This is a genomic window from Pseudomonas sp. LBUM1643, assembly GCF_059716215.1.
The window spans coordinates 948,647-966,098 of record NZ_CP166813.1 but is presented as its reverse complement, the minus strand read 5'-3'; the positions used below and the strand labels follow the sequence as shown (position 1 = coordinate 966,098).

Below are 17,452 nucleotides of genomic sequence, written 5' to 3'. Positions count from 1 at the left end.
CCGGCCGAGGCCGGTTTTTTCATTTCAACGATTTCAGAACTTGGCGTTCTGCAGGTCGTCGAGATAACGCTCGGCATCCAGTGCCGCCATGCAGCCGGCACCGGCGGAGGTGATGGCCTGGCGGTAAACGTGGTCAGCCACGTCACCGGCCGCGAAGATACCTTCGAGGTTGGTGGCCGTCGCGTTGCCTTCACGGCCGCCGTGTACGACCAGGTAGCCGTCTTTCAACGTCAGCTGACCTTCGAACAACGACGTGTTTGGAGTGTGGCCGATGGCGATGAACACGCCGTCGACTTTCAGCTCGTCGAAGCTACCGTCGTTGTTCTTCAGGCGAGCACCGGTCACGCCCATGTTGTCGCCCAGGACTTCGTCCAGGTTCGAGTTCAGCTTCAGGATGATCTTGCCTTCAGCCACGCGTGCATTCAGCTTGTCGATCAGGATCTTCTCGGCGCGGAAGGTTTCGCGACGGTGGATCAGGGTCACGGTGCTGGCGATGTTGGCCAGGTACAGGGCTTCTTCAACAGCGGTGTTGCCGCCGCCGACCACAGCCACTGGCTTGTTGCGATAGAAGAAACCGTCGCAGGTCGCGCAGGCCGAAACGCCTTTGCCCATGAACGCTTCTTCCGACGGCAGGCCCAGGTAACGAGCGCTGGCGCCGGTCGCGATGATCAGCGCGTCGCAGGTGTAGGTGGCGCTGTCGCCAGTCAGGCTGTAAGGCTTGGAAGCGAAGTCGACGGCATTGATGTGATCGAAAACGATCTCGGTTTCAAAGCGCTCGGCGTGCTCTTTCATGCGTTCCATCAGCGCCGGGCCGGTCAGGCCGTGGACGTCGCCCGGCCAGTTGTCGACTTCGGTGGTGGTGGTCAGTTGACCGCCGGCCTGCATGCCGGTGATCAGCAGTGGCTTGAGATTGGCACGGGCGGCATAGACCGCAGCGCTGTAACCGGCAGGGCCGGAACCGAGAATAATCACTCGCGAATGACGGACTTCAGACATGACCTGCTCCTGTTGACCGGGCCGAAACATCTGGCGCGGAACGCCGGGTTGCCGGCGGGAATAAAAAAGGACCGTTGAAAGCACTTGGGGAAGGCTTGAACTCGACAGTCCTGTAAAAATAATGGGTGCAGCGTATCGAGGGGGCGAAGATTAAGGAAATACGGATTAACAATCCAGCTCATAGGTGGTCTCTATGCCATTGCCGCGCATATTCAGGCGCCTTTGTTACAGTTGATGTCGATGTCGCTGCCGCGCTTTCGCCCCTTGGGCAAAGCCGGTAAGGTCGGCGCGTTTTCCCTTTGCTCGGAGCACGATATGCCCGCCCCCGTTCTGTCCGGCCCGCAATACCTGCGCGAAGGCCTCAAGCTGGTCCTGAGCCCGAGTCTGCGTTTGTTTGTGTTGCTACCCCTGGTGATCAACCTGGTGCTGTTCGTCGGATTGATCTATCTGGCCAGCCATCAATTCAGCCTGTGGGTCGATACGCTGATGCCGTCTCTGCCCGAGTGGCTGAGTTTTCTCAGCTATGTCCTGTGGCCGCTCTTTGTCGTGCTGGTGGTGCTGATGGTGTTTTTCACCTTCACCATGCTGGCTAACATCATTGCCGCCCCCTTCAACGGCTTTCTCGCGGAGAAGGTTGAAGTGGTGGTGCGCGGCACCGATGACTTCCCGGCGTTCAGCTGGGGCGAACTGATTGCCATGATTCCGCGCACCCTGGCTCGGGAAATGCGCAAGCTCGGTTACTTTCTTCCGCGGGCAATCGGGCTGTTCATCCTGTCGTTTATCCCGGTGGTGAACATTATTGCCGCGCCATTGTGGCTGTTGTTTGGGGTGTGGATGATGGCGATCCAGTACATCGACTACCCGGCGGACAACCACAAACTCGGCTGGAACGAGATGCTCGCCTGGCTGCGCCAGAAACGCTGGCAGAGCATGAGCTTCGGCGGCAGTGTTTATCTGGTATTGCTGATTCCGGTGGTCAACATTCTGATGATGCCGGCCGCCGTGGCCGGGGCGACCCTGTTCTGGGTGCGTGAACGCGGCGCGGAAAACCTGGTGACCCAGCGCTGATCCCGTCACAAATCCATCATCACACCGTCATGACGACGACATGGCCTCAGCCGACACTGAGGTCATGACGACAGCTCTGCATATCACCCTGATCACCGAAACATTCCCTCCGGAAATAAACGGCGTGGCCAATACCCTTGGCCGTCTGTGCGACGGTTTGCGCGCGCGCGGGCATCAAGTGGAGCTGGTGAGGCCCCGGCAGGGTTGTGACCGGCAAACCGGCAGCAACGATGATCTTCTGTTGTGCCGGGGCTGGCCTTTGCCGGGTTATCCGGGTTTGCAGTGGGGACAGTCGTCGATGCACAAGCTGCTGCGCCGCTGGAAACGACATCGGCCGGACGTGCTCTACATCGCTACCGAAGGACCGCTCGGACTCTCTGCATTGCGCGCCGCGCGGCGCTTGGGCATTTCGGTGGTGAGTGGTTTTCACACCAACTTTCAGCAGTATTCCAGCCAGTATGGATTTGGACTGTTGACGCGGTTGCTGACTCATTACCTGCGCTGGTTTCATAACCGCTCGAACCTGACCCTGGTGCCCAGCGTGAGCCAGCGGCTGGAACTGGAGCGACGGCATTTCGAACGCCTGGCGCTACTGTCCCGTGGAGTCGACAGCCAACTGTTCCATCCCACCAAACGGCTGACGGCGTTACGCGAACAATGGGGATTGGCCGAGCGCGACATCGCGGTGATCCATGTGGGTCGTCTGGCGCCCGAGAAGAATCTGGGTCTGCTCAAGCGCTGTTTCGACACGCTGAAGGCAAGTTATCCACAGAGGAATCTCAAACTGATTGTGATTGGTGACGGGCCCCAGTGTGTAGCCCTGGAAAAGGAATTACCCGAAGCAATCTTCTGCGGCGCGCAACGCGGTGAAGCCTTGGCCAGTCACTATGCGTCGGGGGATGTGTTTCTGTTCCCCAGCCTGACCGAGACGTTTGGCAACGTGGTGCTTGAGGCTCTGGCTTCGGGACTGGGTGTGGTGGCTTACGATCAGGCCGCAGCGGCGCAACATATTCGTCATGGCTACAACGGTGTGCTGGCGATGCCGGGGGATGAGGATGCATTCTGCGATGCAGCGGCGTGGTTGCTGGAGGAGCGCGAAACCTTGCGCTGCGTTCGATTGAATGCGCGACAGCATGCCAGTCGGCAGGGTTGGCCGGCGATTATCGAACAGTTCGAAGGGCAGTTGCGGGGGGCCTGCGTGGGGGAATTGGTGGTGCCGAATGCACCGACCTTGCCCTGAATCCAGGATGACATTGAGTCAGTCATCGCCAGCAGGCTGGCTCCCACAGAGGGTCTGCGGTGTATACAGATCCGGTGAGAGCCAGCCTGCTGGCTCACAGGGTTTTTGCGGTGTACACAGAACCTGTGGGAGCCAGCCTGCTGGCGATGGCGCCTTGCGAGTTACCGCTTAAACCAGCGTCATCAACGCCTCACGGCTGAACGGCAGGATGTCTTCCTCACGACCGTCGCGCACTTTTTGCGCCCAGTCCGGATCGACCAGCAGCGCACGCCCCACCGCTACCAGATCGAATTCATCGTTGTTCAAACGCTCCAGCAGTTTTTCCAGGCTGGCCGGCTGCGCGATCTTGTCGGTGTTGACCATGAACTGCAGGAACTCGCCGTCCAGGCCGACGCTACCCACGGTGATGGTCGGTTTGCCGGTGAGCTTGCGTGTCCAGCCCGCCAGGTTCAGTTCCGAACCGTCGAACTCCGGCTCCCAGAATCGACGTGTCGAGCAGTGGAAAATATCCACACCCGCGTCAGATAACGGCTTGAGGAACTCGCCCAGCGCTTCCGGGGTTTGCACCAGACGTGCGGTGTAATCCTGCTGCTTCCATTGCGAGAAACGGAAGATGATCGGGAAACCTTCACCCACTGCGGCGCGCACGGCCTGGATCAATTCGATGGCGAAACGCGAACGGTTGGCCAGGCTGCCGCCGTATTCATCGGTGCGCTGGTTGCTGCCTTCCCAGAAGAACTGGTCCACCAGGTAGCCATGGGCACCGTGAATTTCCACGCCGTCCATACCGATGCTCTGCGCGTCTTTCGCGGCCTGGGCGAAAGCGGCGATGACGTCCTGGATATCCTGCCTGGTCATGCCGTGGACCACGACCTGGCCGTCTTTCAATTTTTCGGACGGGCCATAACCCGGCACGCTGGCGTCCGGCTCGGTGCCGATACGACGAACGCTGCCGACGTGCCACAGTTGCGGAACGATCTTGCCGCCTTCGGCATGTACCGCATCGACCACTTTCTTCCAGCCGGCCAACGCCGCCTCGCCGTAGAAATGCGGCACGTTCGGGTAGCCGTTGGAAGCCTTGTGACCAACGGTGGTGCCTTCGGTGATGATCAGGCCCACGCCCGCAGCCGCGCGACGACGGTAGTACTCGATGACTTTGGAGTTAGGCACGCCGCCCGGCGAAAATGAGCGAGTCATGGGGGCCATCACGACACGGGTCGGCAGCTCGAGGGTGCCGAGGTGGAACGGTTTGAACAGGGCTTTTACGGGCATGGGAACGCTCCACGGGATAGACTTTATGACGGCTATAATATGGAGGGCGCAATGGGATGGGAAGTATTATTGATTTTGGTGATTTAGAGTCAAAAGGCAGAATCAAAAGATCGCAGCCTGCGGCAGCTCCTACACGAGTTAGATGTACACCCTGTAGGAGCTGCCGAAGGCTGCGATCTTTTGATCTTTCTTTTCTAGCTCAGCGCTTTTTCAATCGCGTGAACGATCGTCGGATCGTCCGGCGCCGTGCGCGGCGAGAACCGAGCCAGGACACGGCCATCCTTGCCCAACAGGAATTTCTCGAAATTCCAGGTGATGTCGCCTGGGAATTCGGCACCTTCGCCTGCCAGCAGACGATACAACTGATGACGATCATGCCCGTTGACTTCCAGCTTGCTGGACAACGGAAAGGTCACGCCATAGTTCAGGCTGCAGAAATCCTGGATCTCTTGCTCGGTACCCGGCTCCTGTCCGGCAAACTGATTGCACGGCAGGCCCAGTACGCTGAAGCCTTTGTCCTTGAATTGCTGGTAAAGGTTTTCCAGCGCCGCGTATTGCGGGGTCAGGCCACATTTGGAGGCAACATTGACCACCAGCACGACGCGCCCTTTGAAGGGCGCCAGAGGTAGCTCCTGACCATCCAGGGCTGTCAATTTAAGGTCGTGAAAAGCACTCATGACGAACTCCAAATTCCCGTGTTCTGCTCGAAACAGCCACCTGGCGGCGCTGCCATGGACAACCGCGGACTAAAAAAGGCGCCCTCGGGCGCCTCTCCAGTTCTCTGAGCTTAGCGCAGAAAATCAGTGGTGATGGCCACCTTCGCCATGGACGTGACCATGAGCGACTTCTTCCTGGCTAGCATCACGGATGTCGATGATCTTGACCTGGAAATTCAGGCGCTGACCGGCCAACGGGTGGTTGCCGTCGACAGTGACGTCGTCGCCGTCCAGGTCGCGGATGGTCACGATCTGCATCTGGCCGTCCGGAGCGGAAGCGTGGAACTGCATGCCCACTTCCAGTTCATCAACGCCTTCGAACATGCTGCGGCTCAGGGTGCTGACCAGTTCGGCAGCGTATTCGCCGTAGGCATCTTCCGGTTCTACGGCAACAGTCAGTTCATCACCAACGGCTTTACCTTCCAGTGCCTTTTCCAGGCCCGGGATGATGTTACCTGCGCCTTGCAGGTAAACCAGCGGCGCGCCGCCGGCGGAGCTGTCGATGACCTCACCAGCGTCGTTGGTCAGGGTATAGTCGATGGAGACAGCCTTATTGGCGGCGATCAGCATGGGGCGAGACCTTTTGCATAAGAATATAGAAAGACCAAGTTTAGCGAAGCAATCGCCCGAAAGCGAACACAACCCGGACAGACGGATGGCAGCACAGAACTCCACGGTCACAGGTTTCCATCAGGACGAGGACGGCCACTGGGTGGCCGAGCTTTCCTGCGGTCATACCCAACACCTGCGTCACCAGCCGCCGTGGCAATCCCGGGCCTGGGTCATGGACCCATCGCTGCGCAATGAAAAAATAGGCCAACCCTTTGATTGTGGTTGGTGCGCACAAGGCTCGGTTAGCGATAACCTTGGCGACTGAATTTCGGTAGGCCTTCAGATATAGAGGGTCACCCCTGCGCTCCCTTAGAGAATCCGCATGCAAACTTTTTTTATCGCACCCACCGATTTTGGCGTGGGTCTGACCTCCATCAGCCTCGGGCTGGTGCGTACGCTCGAGCGAGCCGGTCTCAAGGTCGGTTTTTTCAAACCGATTGCCCAGCCACACCCTGGTGATACAGGACCGGAACGCTCCACCGAACTGGTGGCACGGACCCACGGCCTGAAACCGCCTCAACCGTTGGGCCTGGCGCATGTCGAGCGAATGCTGGGCGATGGTCAGCTCGACGAATTGCTCGAAGAAATCATCACGCTCTACCAGCAGGCCGCTATCGGCAAGGACGTGCTGATCGTTGAAGGCATGGTGCCGACCCGCAGCGCCAGCTATGCCGCGCGGGTGAATCTGCACTTGGCCAAGAGCCTGGACGCGGATGTGATCCTGGTATCAGCGCCGGAAAACGAAGTGCTGACCGAATTGTCCGGTCGCGTGGAATTGCAGGCGCAATTGTTCGGCGGTCCGAAGGACCCGAAAGTCCTCGGCGTGATCCTCAACAAGGTCAAGACCGACGAAAGCATGGATGTCTTCGCCTCGCGCCTGAAAGAACACTCGCCGTTGCTGCGCAGTGGTGATTTCCGTCTGCTGGGCTGCATCCCCTTCCAGCCGGAACTGAATGCCCCCCGAACTCGCGACGTCGCCGATTTGATGGGCGCACAGATTCTCAATGCCGGCGATTACGAAACCCGGCGCATGACCAAAATCATTATCTGCGCCCGCACCATGCGCAACACCGTGGAGCTGCTCAAGCCCGGCGTACTGGTGGTGACCCCCGGGGATCGCGACGACATCATTCTCGCTGTCAGCCTCGCTGCCATGAACGGCGTGCCATTGGCCGGTCTGCTGCTGACGAGCGATACCCTGCCCGATCCGCGCATCATGGATTTGTGTCGGGGCGCGCTGCAGGCTGGTTTGCCAGTGCTGTCGGTGAGCACCGGTTCCTACGACACCGCCAACCAGCTGAACGGATTGAATAAGGAAATCCCGATTGACGACCGTGAGCGCGCGGAGATCATCACCGATTTCGTCGCCAGCCACCTCGACGCCAACTGGCTGCACCAGCGCTGCGGCACGCCACGGGAAATGCGCCTGTCGCCTGCCGTATTCCGTTATCAATTGATTCAGCGGGCCCAGGCGGCCAACAAACGCATCGTGCTGCCCGAAGGCAGCGAGCCGTTGACCGTCCAGGCGGCGGCGATTTGTCAGGCACGCGGAATTGCCCGTTGCGTGCTGCTGGCCAAACCCGAGGACGTCGAAGCGGTGGCTCGCGCGCAAGGCATCGAGCTGCCGCCGGGACTGGAAATTCTCGACCCGGACCTGATCCGCGAGCGCTACGTCGAACCGATGGTCGCACTGCGCAAAAGCAAAAGCCTCAATGCACCGATGGCCGAGCAGCAGCTTGAAGACACCGTGGTTATCGGCACCATGATGCTCGCGCTGGATGAAGTCGATGGCCTCGTCTCTGGCGTCATTCACTCCACCGCCAACACCATCCGTCCGGCCTTGCAGTTGATCAAGACTGCACCAGGCTGCACGCTGGTGTCGTCGGTGTTCTTCATGCTGTTTCCGGAAGAAGTACTGGTGTACGGCGATTGCGTGATGAACCCGCATCCGAGCGCCAGCGAACTGGCCGAAATCGCGCTGCAAAGCGCTGACTCGGCGGCCGCGTTCGGCATCACTCCACGGGTAGCAATGATCAGCTACTCCAGTGGCGAATCAGCCAGCGGTGAAGAAGTCGAGAAGGTGCGCGAAGCGACGTTGCTTGCCCACGAGCAGCAGCATTCTCTGCTGATCGACGGCCCGTTGCAGTACGACGCTGCCGCCAACGAAACCGTGGCCCGGCAGCTGGCGCCGAACAGCCAGGTGGCCGGTCGAGCCACGGTGTTCGTGTTCCCCGACCTGAACACCGGCAACACCACGCACAAAGCCGTGCAGCGCAGTGCCGATTGCGTCAGCCTCGGCCCGATGCTGCAGGGCCTGCGCAAACCGGTAAACGACCTGCCACGCGGCGCGCAAGTCGATGACATCGTGTACACCATCGCGTTGACCGCGATCCAAGCTGCCAACCGACCTATGGATCTTTAAATGCTGGATTTTCTACCTGCACCTGTTCGTGGCGTGATTGCTTCGTTGCTGTTGGCACTAAACACCATTCTGCTCTGCTCGTTCCTGTTCTGCGTGGCGATCTTCAAGGTATTGCCTTTCGCCTTGACCCAGCGATTCACGCGCTGGCTGATGAGTCATACGCACGAAGCCTGGATCAGCAACAACAAGGCCTGGATGGACCTCGTCTGCCGCACTCGCTGGCACCTGAGCGGCCTCGAGGGGCTGGATTATCAGCATTCGTATCTGATCACCAGCAACCACCAGAGCTGGGTCGACATCATGGTGCTGCAATACGTGCTCAACCGTCGCATCCAGCCGCTGAAGTTCTTTCTCAAGCAAGAGCTGATTTGGGTGCCGGTGATTGGTCTGGCGTGGTGGACCCTGGGCTTTCCGTTCATGAAGCGCTACTCCAAGGCCTACCTGGAAAAGCACCCGGAGAAGAAAGGCAAAGACCTGGCAACCACCCGCAAGACCTGCGACAAGTTTCGTAATAACCCGGTGGGTATTTTCAACTTTGTCGAAGGCACGCGTTTCACCGGGGGCAAGCACGCGCAGCAGAAGTCACCGTTCAAGTACCTGCTCAAGCCCAAGGCGGGTGGTATTGCGTTCGTGCTGGATGCGATGGGTGAGCAGCTGGAGTCCATCGTCAATGTGACTATTCACTATCCGGGCGGTCGTCCGGGGTATTGGGATTTGTTGTGCGGGAACGTCAAGGACGTGGTGGTGCATTTTCAGGAGCTGAAAATTCCGCCGCAGTTCATTGGCAAGAATTACGACCAGGATGGAGAGTACCGATTGCAGTTCCAGGGCTGGATCAATCAGCTGTGGGAAGACAAGGATGCGTTGCTGGAGCAGATGCATCGCGAATATCCAGGCAAACCCTGATCTCCTGTGGGAGCCAGCCTGCTGGCGATAGCGGATTCACATTCGGCAGATTTGTCGACTGAATCACCGCAATCGCCAGCAGGCTGGCTCCCACAGTTGATCGAGTTGATCCGAAACAAAAAAACCCGCCGGATGATCACTCATCGGCGGGTTTTTCATGGGCAGCTAAGGCTTAGATCGCGCCGCGCTGGCGTAGCAGATCCAGCACTTGCTTGACGCTTTCTTCCAGCGACAGCGCTTGGGTATCGACCACGAGGTCGGCATCGAGCGGCACGTCGAACGGGAAGGATTCGCCCGGGATGTTATCCCCGGCCGCCGCGTACAGACCTTGTGGGTCACGCTCGGCACAGACCGCCGGCGAAGCCTGGACGTAGACCGTCAGCAGACGTTCCTTGCCGATCAAGTCCTTGGCTTGCTCACGACCTTCTGCACTCGGTGCCACAAAGGCCGCAAGAGTCAGCAAGCCGGCTTCATTGAACTGACGCGCAACGTGCGCCGCACGACGCCAGTTTTCGGTACGACCGGCGCGATCCTGTGGCAGACCTTTATTCAGGTCGTGACGCAGGTTCTGGCCATCCAACACAAACACCGCACGCCCCATGTCGAACAGCTTGCGTTCAACCGCATAAGCCAAGGTGCTTTTGCCCGCGCCCGACAAGCCGCTGAACAGTACGGTGGCCGGCTGCTGGCCGAAGCGCTGGGCACGCTCTTCGGTGGCAACGTGAGCCAGCTTGCCGTGATGCGTGCTACTGCCATGTGCCAACGGCTGAGCGATGATCATGCCGGCGGCGACAGTACCGTTGGTCAAGCGATCGATGACGATGAACGAACCGGTGGTGCGGTTGCTTGCGTAACCGTCCAGCGCGATAGCGGCGTCGAGGCTGATCTTGACGCGACCGATCTCGTTCAGCTGCAACGAGCTGGCCGGGCCTTCTTCAAGAGTGTTCACATCAACGCGGTTGACGATGCTGGTGATCGAACCCGGCACGTACGTCGTGGCGCGTTTGATGTCGTATTTCTTGCCCGGCAGCATCGGTTCTTCGGCCATCCACACCAGCATGGCGTCGAAGGCGTCGGTCACTTGCGGCAAGTTATCGGCGTGCACCAGCAAATCGCCGCGGGAGATATCGATCTCGTCTTCCATGGTCAGCGTCACCGCCTGACCAGGACCTGCGTGTTCCAGTTCACCCTCGAAGGTGACGATGGATTTCACGCGGCTGCTCTTGCCCGACGGCAGCACAACGACTTCGTCGCCCTTGTGCACGACGCCGCTGGCGAGGGTGCCGGCGAAACCCCGGAAGTTCAGGTTCGGACGGTTGACGTACTGCACCGGGAAACGCAGGTCGGTGTAGTTGCGGTCGTTGGCGATTTCGACGGTCTCGAGAATTTCCATCAGCGACTGGCCGGTGTACCACGGCGAACGCTCGGACTTGTTCACCACGTTGTCGCCCTTGAGCGCCGACATCGGCACGAACGCCATGGTGGTCGGCTTGAACGCGATGCCTTCGGCGAACTTCAGGTAATCGGCCTTGATCGACTCGAATACGCTTTGGTCAAAACCATTGATGTCCATCTTGTTGACGGCCACCACAATGTGTTTGATCCCCAGCAACGAGGCGATAAAGCTGTGGCGACGGGTTTGGGTCTGCACGCCGTAGCGGGCGTCGATCAGGATGATCGCCAGGTCACAGGTGGACGCACCGGTGGCCATGTTGCGAGTGTACTGCTCATGGCCCGGGGTGTCGGCGATGATGAACTTGCGCTTGGCGGTGGAGAAGTAGCGGTAGGCGACATCGATGGTGATGCCCTGCTCCCGCTCGGCCTGCAGGCCGTCGACCAGCAATGCCAGGTCGATGTCATCACCGGTGGTGCCGACTTTTTTCGAGTCGCGGGTGATGGCTTCCAGGTGATCTTCGTAGATCATCTTGGAGTCGTGCAGCAGGCGCCCGATCAGGGTGCTCTTGCCGTCGTCGACGTTGCCACAGGTCAGAAAGCGCAGCATTTCCTTGCGTTCGTGCTGGCCCAAGTAGGCGAGGATGTCCTCGCTGATCAAATCAGATACGTGCGACATGACAACCCCTTAGAAATAACCCTGACGTTTCTTTTCTTCCATCGAGCCTGCGCCATCGTGGTCGATGACCCGGCCCTGGCGTTCGGAAGTTCGCGTCAGGAGCATTTCCTGAATGATGTCGGTCAGGCTGGTGGCCTCGGACTCGACCGCACCGGTCAACGGGTAGTCACCCAGTGTACGGAACCGGACTTTCTTCTTGACGATACGCTTCTTGTCTTCGTCGCTCAGGTGATTGAGCAGGCGTTCGTCGTCGATCATGATCCAGGTGCCATTCATCTCGATGACGTCGCGCTCGGCGGCGAAATACAGAGGCACGATAGGGATGCCTTCGAGGTAGATGTACTGCCAGATGTCCAGCTCGGTCCAGTTCGACAACGGGAACACACGGATGGATTCACCCTTGTTGACGTTGCCGTTGTAGACGTTCCACAGTTCTGGACGCTGGTTCTTCGGGTCCCAGCGGTGTTTGGTATCGCGGAAGGAATACACGCGCTCTTTGGCGCGGGACTTTTCTTCGTCGCGACGGGCACCACCGAAAGCAGCGTCGAAACCGTACTTGTCGAGAGCCTGCTTCAGGCCTTCGGTTTTCATGATGTCGGTGTGCTTTGCGCTACCGTGGGTCAGCGGGTTGATGCCCTGTGCGACGCCATCGGGGTTGACGTGGACCAGCAGGTCCAGGCCGAGCTCTTCGACCATGCGATCGCGGAACGCGTACATCTCCTTGAACTTCCACCGGGTGTCGACGTGCATCACCGGGAACGGCAGCTTGCCCGGGAAGAATGCCTTGCGCGCAAGGTGCAGCATCACGGCGGAATCTTTACCGACGGAGTACAGCATCACCGGGTTATCGAACTCGGCGGCGACCTCGCGGATGATGTGGATGCTTTCGGCCTCCAGCTGTTTCAGATGCGTCAGTTTGTCGACCATGGCTACTCACGAAAACGATCTTATGGACGGCCAGCGGGCCGTGTTCGAGCGGGGAATGCTAGCACAGCGACTCCTTCTAATCAGGGCGCCAGCTAGATCGAAAGGGTATATGAATATACCCCCTCGTTTGGGTATGGATTACCCTGACGGGTTGGAACTGCCCCTGTAGGAGCTGCCGCAGGCTGCGATCTTTTGACGTTGATTTTAGGATCAAAAGATCGCAGCCTGCGGCAGCTCCTACAGGGGGCTACGCAAATCAGATCGGATTCGGGCAATCGATAAAGATGTGTTCGAGGGCAAAGCGGCGTGCCAGGTAATCGCCCAGCGCTTGCACGCCGTAACGCTCAGTGGCGTGGTGACCGGCGGCGATGAAACTGATGTCGTTTTCACGGGCACTGTGGAAGGTTTGCTCGGACGCTTCACCACTGAGGTAAAGGTCGACACCCGCCAGGACGGCCTGATCGATGTAGCCCTGCCCACCACCGGTGCACCAGCCCACACGGCGAATCATCGCGCTGCCTTCGATCAGTAACGGCTCGCGGCCCATGACGTCCTGAACTCGACGAGCGAAATCACGTGGTGTCATCGGCTCATTCAGCGAGCCCACCAGGCCGACGATTTTGAGGTTGCCCGGATCGAGCGGGCCTTCGACCGTGATGTCCAGCTGATGAGCAAGCTGCACGTTATTGCCGACATCCGGATGCAGGTCCAGCGGCAAGTGATAAGACAGCAGGCTGATGTCGTGCTTGAGCAAAGTCTTCAAACGACGCTGCTTCATGCCGGTGATGCACGGGTTCTCGCCCTTCCAGAAATAGCCGTGATGCACCAGCACCAGGTCGGCCTGTGCTTCGACAGCGGCATCCAGTAAAGCCTGGCTGGCCGTGACGCCACTGACAATGCGCATCACTTGCGGCCGGCCTTCGACCTGCAATCCGTTAGGGCAGTAATCGGCAATCTTTGCACTGGCGAGGTAGCGGTCGGCTTCTTCAACCAGGGTGCTCAAGGCGACGGCCATAAAAGACTCCTAAATATCCCGTTCAGAGGCGCGCTCGGCCTCGTATAATGCGCGACATTATGGGCGGTCTCATACCGCCTGCAACCTTTCAGGACGTGCTTAATGCTCAAGGCGCTGCGTTTTTCCGGCTGGCCGCTGTTGGCCGGCGTGCTTATCGCTCTGTTGATAATCCAGCGTTACCCGCAATGGGTCGGGCTTCCAAGCCTCGACGTCAACCTGCAGCAAGCGCCACAGACCACCAGCGTGCAACAAGGTCCGGTGTCGTACGCAGACGCCGTAACTACCGCCGCGCCGGCTGTAGTCAACCTGTACACCACCAAAGTCATCAACAAGCCGAACCATCCGCTGTTTGAGGACCCGCAGTTCCGCCGCTTTTTCGGCGACAACTCGCCCAAGCAGAAGCGCATGGAGTCGAGCCTCGGCTCTGGCGTAATGATGAGCCCGGAAGGCTACATTCTGACCAACAACCACGTAACCAGTGGCGCCGATCAGATTGTGGTCGCGCTCAAGGACGGCCGTGAAACCCTCGCACGCGTCATCGGCAGCGATCCGGAAACCGACCTTGCGGTGTTGAAAATCGATCTGAAAAACCTGCCGTCGATCACCATCGGCCGCTCCGACAATATCCGCATCGGCGACGTGGCACTGGCCATCGGCAACCCGTTCGGCGTCGGCCAGACCGTGACCATGGGCATCATCAGTGCCACTGGACGTAATCAGCTGGGCCTGAACAACTACGAAGACTTCATCCAGACCGACGCCGCGATCAACCCGGGTAACTCCGGCGGTGCGCTGGTGGATGCCAACGGCAACCTGACGGGCATCAACACGGCGATCTTCTCCAAGTCCGGCGGCTCCCAGGGCATCGGCTTCGCGATTCCGGTCAAGCTGGCCATGGAGGTGATGAAGTCGATCATCGAGCACGGCCAGGTGATTCGTGGCTGGCTCGGGATTGAAGTGCAGCCATTGACTCAGGAACTGGCGGAGTCGTTTGGTCTGTCGGGGCGTCCGGGTATCGTGGTCGCGGGGATCTTCCGTGACGGCCCGGCGCAGAAGGCCGGCTTGCAATTGGGGGATGTGATCCTCGCCATCGATGGCGAACCGGCCGGAGATGGCCGTCGTTCGATGAACCAGGTTGCGCGGATCAAACCAACGGACAAGGTGTCGATTCAGGTGATGCGTAACGGCAAGGAGTTGAAGCTCACTGCCGAGATCGGCCTGCGCCCACCACCGGCGCCGGTCAAAGAGAAAGAGGAAGAGTAAGCGCTAACCAGAGACCCTCGGGTTAACGGCAGACATTCTCATTAGACATGTTATATTGTTTCAATATCACTATTGGAACAACATAACATGTCGTCTCGAACAATGGCCTCCGTAGCAGGGTTGACCCTCAGCCTGCTGGGTGATCCGGTCTTCGCCGAAGAGTCCGGCCCCCTCGAACTGGACGCCATCAGCGTCACCTCCGAGTACGAATCCCCCACCGGCCCGGTCAAGGGCTACCGCGCCACGCGCTCCTCCAGTGCGACCAAAACCGACACGGCGATCCGTGATATCCCGCAATCCATCAGTGTGATTCCCGCCAGCGTGCTCAAGGATCTGGGCAGCACCAGCGTCGAGCGCGCACTGGATTTTGCCGGCGGTGTGTCAAAACAGAACAACTTCGGTGGCCTGACGCTGTATGAATACAGCGTGCGCGGCTTCACCACGTCCGAGTTCTACAAAGACGGATTCAGCGCCAACCGTGGCTATCCGAGCACACCGGACGTGGCCAATATCGAGCGTATCGAAGTGCTCAAAGGCCCCGCCGCCAGCCTCTATGGCCGTGGTGATCCTGGCGGCACGGTGAACATCGTCACCAAGAAACCACAGCCCGAAGCCTTCACCACGCTGCAAACCAGTGCCGGCAGCCGGGATCGCTATCGCACCACTCTGGACGTCAATACGCCACTGGATGATGCGGGCAATGTGTTATCCCGAGTGAATGTGGCCTTCGAGGACAACCACAGCTTTCGCGATCACGTCGACAGCCAGCGCGTGTTCGTCGCGCCCTCTTTCAGCTGGCAATTGAACCCTGACACCCACCTGCTGGTAGAAAGCGAATTCGTCCGCCACAGCTCGACGTTCGACCGCGGCATCGTCGCGCCCGACAATAAATGGAGCGGCGTCTCGCGCTCGACTTTTCTCGGCGAACCGAACGACGGCGACATCGATAACCACAACAACAGGCTGCAAGCCGCGCTCGAACATCAGCTCGACGACCGCTGGAAGCTGCGCCTCGCCAGTCACTACAAGGAAGGCAAACTCTGGGGCTTCGCCTCGGAGGCTCGACCGTTGAATGCCGACGGGCACACGGTTAATCGCCGCTACCGCGAGCGTGACAATGATTGGCACGACAGCATCACGCAACTCGAACTGCGCGGCCTGTTCGACCTCGGCAGCTGGCAGCACGAACTGCTGATCGGCACTGAGTACGAGAACTACCGCAAGAACGAACGCGTGGCCACTATTGCCGGTGGCCCGTACGACATTGACATCTATCATCCGGTCTATGGGCAGCCGAAACCTGACGGCGCACGCTCCGGCACGGACGTCTTCGAACATGTCGAAAGCCACGCGCTGAATCTGCAGGACCAGATTATCTTCACCGAGAAACTGCGCGGCATGCTCGGCGTACGCTTCGAGCATTTCGAGCAACGCATCGACGATCACACTCGAGGCGCCAACAGTCGTCAGCGCCATGACGCGCTTACGCAACGGGCCGGCCTGCTCTACCAACTGACGCCATCAGTCGGCGTGTTTGCCAACGTCTCTACCTCATTCAAACCGAACAACGGCCTCGACGCGGGCGGCAAATCCTTCGACCCGGAAGAAGGGACGGGTTATGAAATCGGGATCAAAAGCGAGCTGTTTGACGATCGCTTGAGCAGCACCTTTGCCCTCTTCCATATCGAAAAGGAAAACGTCCTCGCACTCGACCCGGGCACGGATACCAGCCGTGCGATGGGCAAGGCGCGCAGTCAGGGATTCGACCTGCAAGTCACCGGGCAAGTGACCGACGCCGTTCGTGTGATCGGCGCATTTGCCTACATCGACGCTGAAGTCACCGAGGGCGACAACGTCATTCCCACCGGCAGCCGCATTCTCGGCGTCGCCAAACGCAGCGGCAGTCTGCTGGGGGTTTATGAGTTTCAGGAGGGTCATTTGCGTGGCTCGGATGTGGGCGCGGCGCTGACCTATGTCGGCGATCGCTCGGGCGAATCCGGCAGCGATTTCGAATTGCCGGCTTACCACACCGTCGACCTGCTGGCCCACTACAAAGCCAGCGATACCGTCACCGTTGGCCTGAACCTGAACAACCTTTTCGATGAGAAATACTTCGAGCGCTCGTACAGCAACTACTGGGTGAATCCCGGCGAGCCGCGCAATTTCACCGTCAGCCTGACACTCAACCTGTAAAAGGACGTCACCATGCGATACCTCAAACACCTGGCGCTACTCGGCTTGCTCTGTGCCGCCGAAGTCTCGGCCCATGGCCTCTGGACCGAACAACGTCGCGGCAATATCGAAGTGATTTACGGCCATGGCGCCGAAGACAACCCGTTCAAACCACAGAAGATCAGTGGTGCCTGGGCGTATGACGTCAGCGGCAAAATGATCCCGGTAACGGTACAACGTCTGCCGGATCACGCTCGCTTGCAACCGTTGAAACCGCCGGCCGTCATCGCGGTGGCATTGAATAACGGGATGTGGTCGCAGACCGCCGATAAAAAGTGGGTAAACGAAGGACGCAGCAAAGTGCCGGCGGCAATAGAGTCGATCCAGACCTTCAAGTACAGCCTGGCAATTTATCAGCCGGGTGCGAAGTTACCGGCGCTCGATCAGATGAAATTGCTGATTTTGCCGGAGGTCGATCCGTTGACCGTCGGGCCAGGAAACTCGTTGCCCGTGCGCGTGCTACTGGATGGCAAACCGGCTGCGGGAGTGAAGTTGATGGGTGATTACCGCAGTGCGCCGAACACGTTGAGTACCGAGACCGATGCCGATGGCCGGGCGCAGGTGCTGGTGAGAAATGAAGGGTTGAATGTGATTGCGGCACAGATGGAAGTGCCTGTGAAAGGTAATCCGGATGTGGCGATGCGAGGGGTGTTCAGCTCGCTGACGTTCCTTGGTGAGGCGCATCACGAGTAGAGCAAAACAGGGTGGGATT

At 59.2% G+C, this 17,452-nt stretch carries 15 protein-coding genes; 8 read left to right on the top strand and 7 right to left on the bottom strand.

Annotated elements, in window-relative coordinates; translation table 11 throughout:
- Positions 1–33: 33 nt before the first annotated feature.
- Positions 34–996, bottom strand: coding sequence for a thioredoxin-disulfide reductase (trxB, locus tag ACA063_RS04200; RefSeq protein WP_162439279.1), 963 nt, complete (start codon positions 994–996; stop codon positions 34–36).
- A gap of 315 nt (positions 997–1,311) precedes the next feature.
- On the opposite strand from trxB, the gene cysZ reads away from it, so the two are divergent.
- The gene (gene cysZ / locus ACA063_RS04195; protein ID WP_162439278.1) at positions 1,312–2,064 is read left to right on the top strand and encodes a sulfate transporter CysZ; all 753 of its coding nucleotides are present in this window, start codon (positions 1,312–1,314) and stop codon (positions 2,062–2,064) included.
- A gap of 40 nt (positions 2,065–2,104) precedes the next feature.
- A complete protein-coding gene (locus ACA063_RS04190) occupies positions 2,105–3,304 on the top strand; it encodes a glycosyltransferase family 4 protein (protein ID WP_497664875.1) in 1,200 nt (399 codons plus the stop codon).
- A gap of 168 nt (positions 3,305–3,472) precedes the next feature.
- Here the strand turns inward: ACA063_RS04190 and ACA063_RS04185 are convergent, their stop codons facing one another.
- From ACA063_RS04185 to ACA063_RS04175, 3 genes are all read right to left on the bottom strand, one after another.
- Positions 3,473–4,576, bottom strand: a complete 1,104-nt coding sequence (locus tag ACA063_RS04185; RefSeq protein ID WP_017336563.1) for an NADH:flavin oxidoreductase — start codon at positions 4,574–4,576, stop codon at positions 3,473–3,475.
- Positions 4,577–4,770: 194 nt separating this feature from the next.
- Positions 4,771–5,253, bottom strand: coding sequence for a glutathione peroxidase (locus ACA063_RS04180; RefSeq protein ID WP_162439275.1), 483 nt, complete (start codon positions 5,251–5,253; stop codon positions 4,771–4,773).
- Positions 5,254–5,376: 123 nt separating this feature from the next.
- Complete coding sequence (locus ACA063_RS04175) at positions 5,377–5,862, bottom strand: FKBP-type peptidyl-prolyl cis-trans isomerase (RefSeq protein WP_045061434.1); 486 nt, start codon at positions 5,860–5,862, stop codon at positions 5,377–5,379.
- Between ACA063_RS04175 and ACA063_RS04170 the strand changes: the two genes are divergently transcribed.
- The 3 genes from ACA063_RS04170 to yihG are packed head-to-tail and all read left to right on the top strand — an operon-like array spanning position 5,831 to position 9,232.
- Positions 5,831–6,169: a DUF3565 domain-containing protein gene (locus ACA063_RS04170; protein WP_162439274.1), complete on the top strand. Its 339-nt coding sequence runs from the start codon at positions 5,831–5,833 to the stop codon at positions 6,167–6,169. The genes ACA063_RS04175 and ACA063_RS04170 overlap by 32 nt on opposite strands.
- A gap of 57 nt (positions 6,170–6,226) precedes the next feature.
- Positions 6,227–8,326, top strand: a complete 2,100-nt coding sequence (gene pta / locus ACA063_RS04165; protein WP_162439273.1) for a phosphate acetyltransferase — start codon at positions 6,227–6,229, stop codon at positions 8,324–8,326.
- On the top strand, positions 8,327–9,232 hold the full coding sequence (yihG, locus tag ACA063_RS04160) for a 1-acylglycerol-3-phosphate O-acyltransferase, YihG family (protein WP_497664874.1): 906 nt from the start codon (positions 8,327–8,329) through the stop codon (positions 9,230–9,232). It abuts the gene before it with no gap.
- A 172-nt stretch (positions 9,233–9,404) separates the two neighbouring features.
- On the opposite strand, the gene cysN is transcribed toward yihG, so the two are convergent.
- From cysN to ACA063_RS04145, 3 genes are all read right to left on the bottom strand, one after another.
- Positions 9,405–11,303 (bottom strand): sulfate adenylyltransferase subunit CysN, encoded by a 1,899-nt coding sequence (cysN, locus tag ACA063_RS04155; RefSeq protein WP_497664873.1) that lies wholly within the window; start codon positions 11,301–11,303, stop codon positions 9,405–9,407.
- A 9-nt stretch (positions 11,304–11,312) separates the two neighbouring features.
- The gene (gene cysD, locus ACA063_RS04150; protein WP_162439268.1) at positions 11,313–12,230 is read right to left on the bottom strand and encodes a sulfate adenylyltransferase subunit CysD; all 918 of its coding nucleotides are present in this window, start codon (positions 12,228–12,230) and stop codon (positions 11,313–11,315) included.
- A 256-nt stretch (positions 12,231–12,486) separates the two neighbouring features.
- On the bottom strand, positions 12,487–13,245 hold the full coding sequence (locus tag ACA063_RS04145) for a Nif3-like dinuclear metal center hexameric protein (RefSeq protein WP_194691397.1): 759 nt from the start codon (positions 13,243–13,245) through the stop codon (positions 12,487–12,489).
- A gap of 102 nt (positions 13,246–13,347) precedes the next feature.
- On the opposite strand from ACA063_RS04145, the gene algW reads away from it, so the two are divergent.
- The 3 genes from algW to ACA063_RS04130 all read left to right on the top strand — a co-directional run bounded on the left by algW (position 13,348) and on the right by ACA063_RS04130 (position 17,433).
- Positions 13,348–14,508: a Do family serine endopeptidase AlgW gene (gene algW / locus ACA063_RS04140; protein ID WP_162439266.1), complete on the top strand. Its 1,161-nt coding sequence runs from the start codon at positions 13,348–13,350 to the stop codon at positions 14,506–14,508.
- 87 nt (positions 14,509–14,595) lie between these two features.
- Positions 14,596–16,701, top strand: coding sequence for a TonB-dependent siderophore receptor (locus tag ACA063_RS04135; RefSeq protein WP_497664872.1), 2,106 nt, complete (start codon positions 14,596–14,598; stop codon positions 16,699–16,701).
- A 12-nt stretch (positions 16,702–16,713) separates the two neighbouring features.
- Positions 16,714–17,433 carry a DUF4198 domain-containing protein gene (locus ACA063_RS04130; RefSeq protein WP_497664871.1) on the top strand — a complete coding sequence of 240 codons (720 nt, stop codon included), beginning with the start codon at positions 16,714–16,716 and terminating at the stop codon, positions 17,431–17,433.
- Positions 17,434–17,452: the final 19 nt, after the last annotated feature.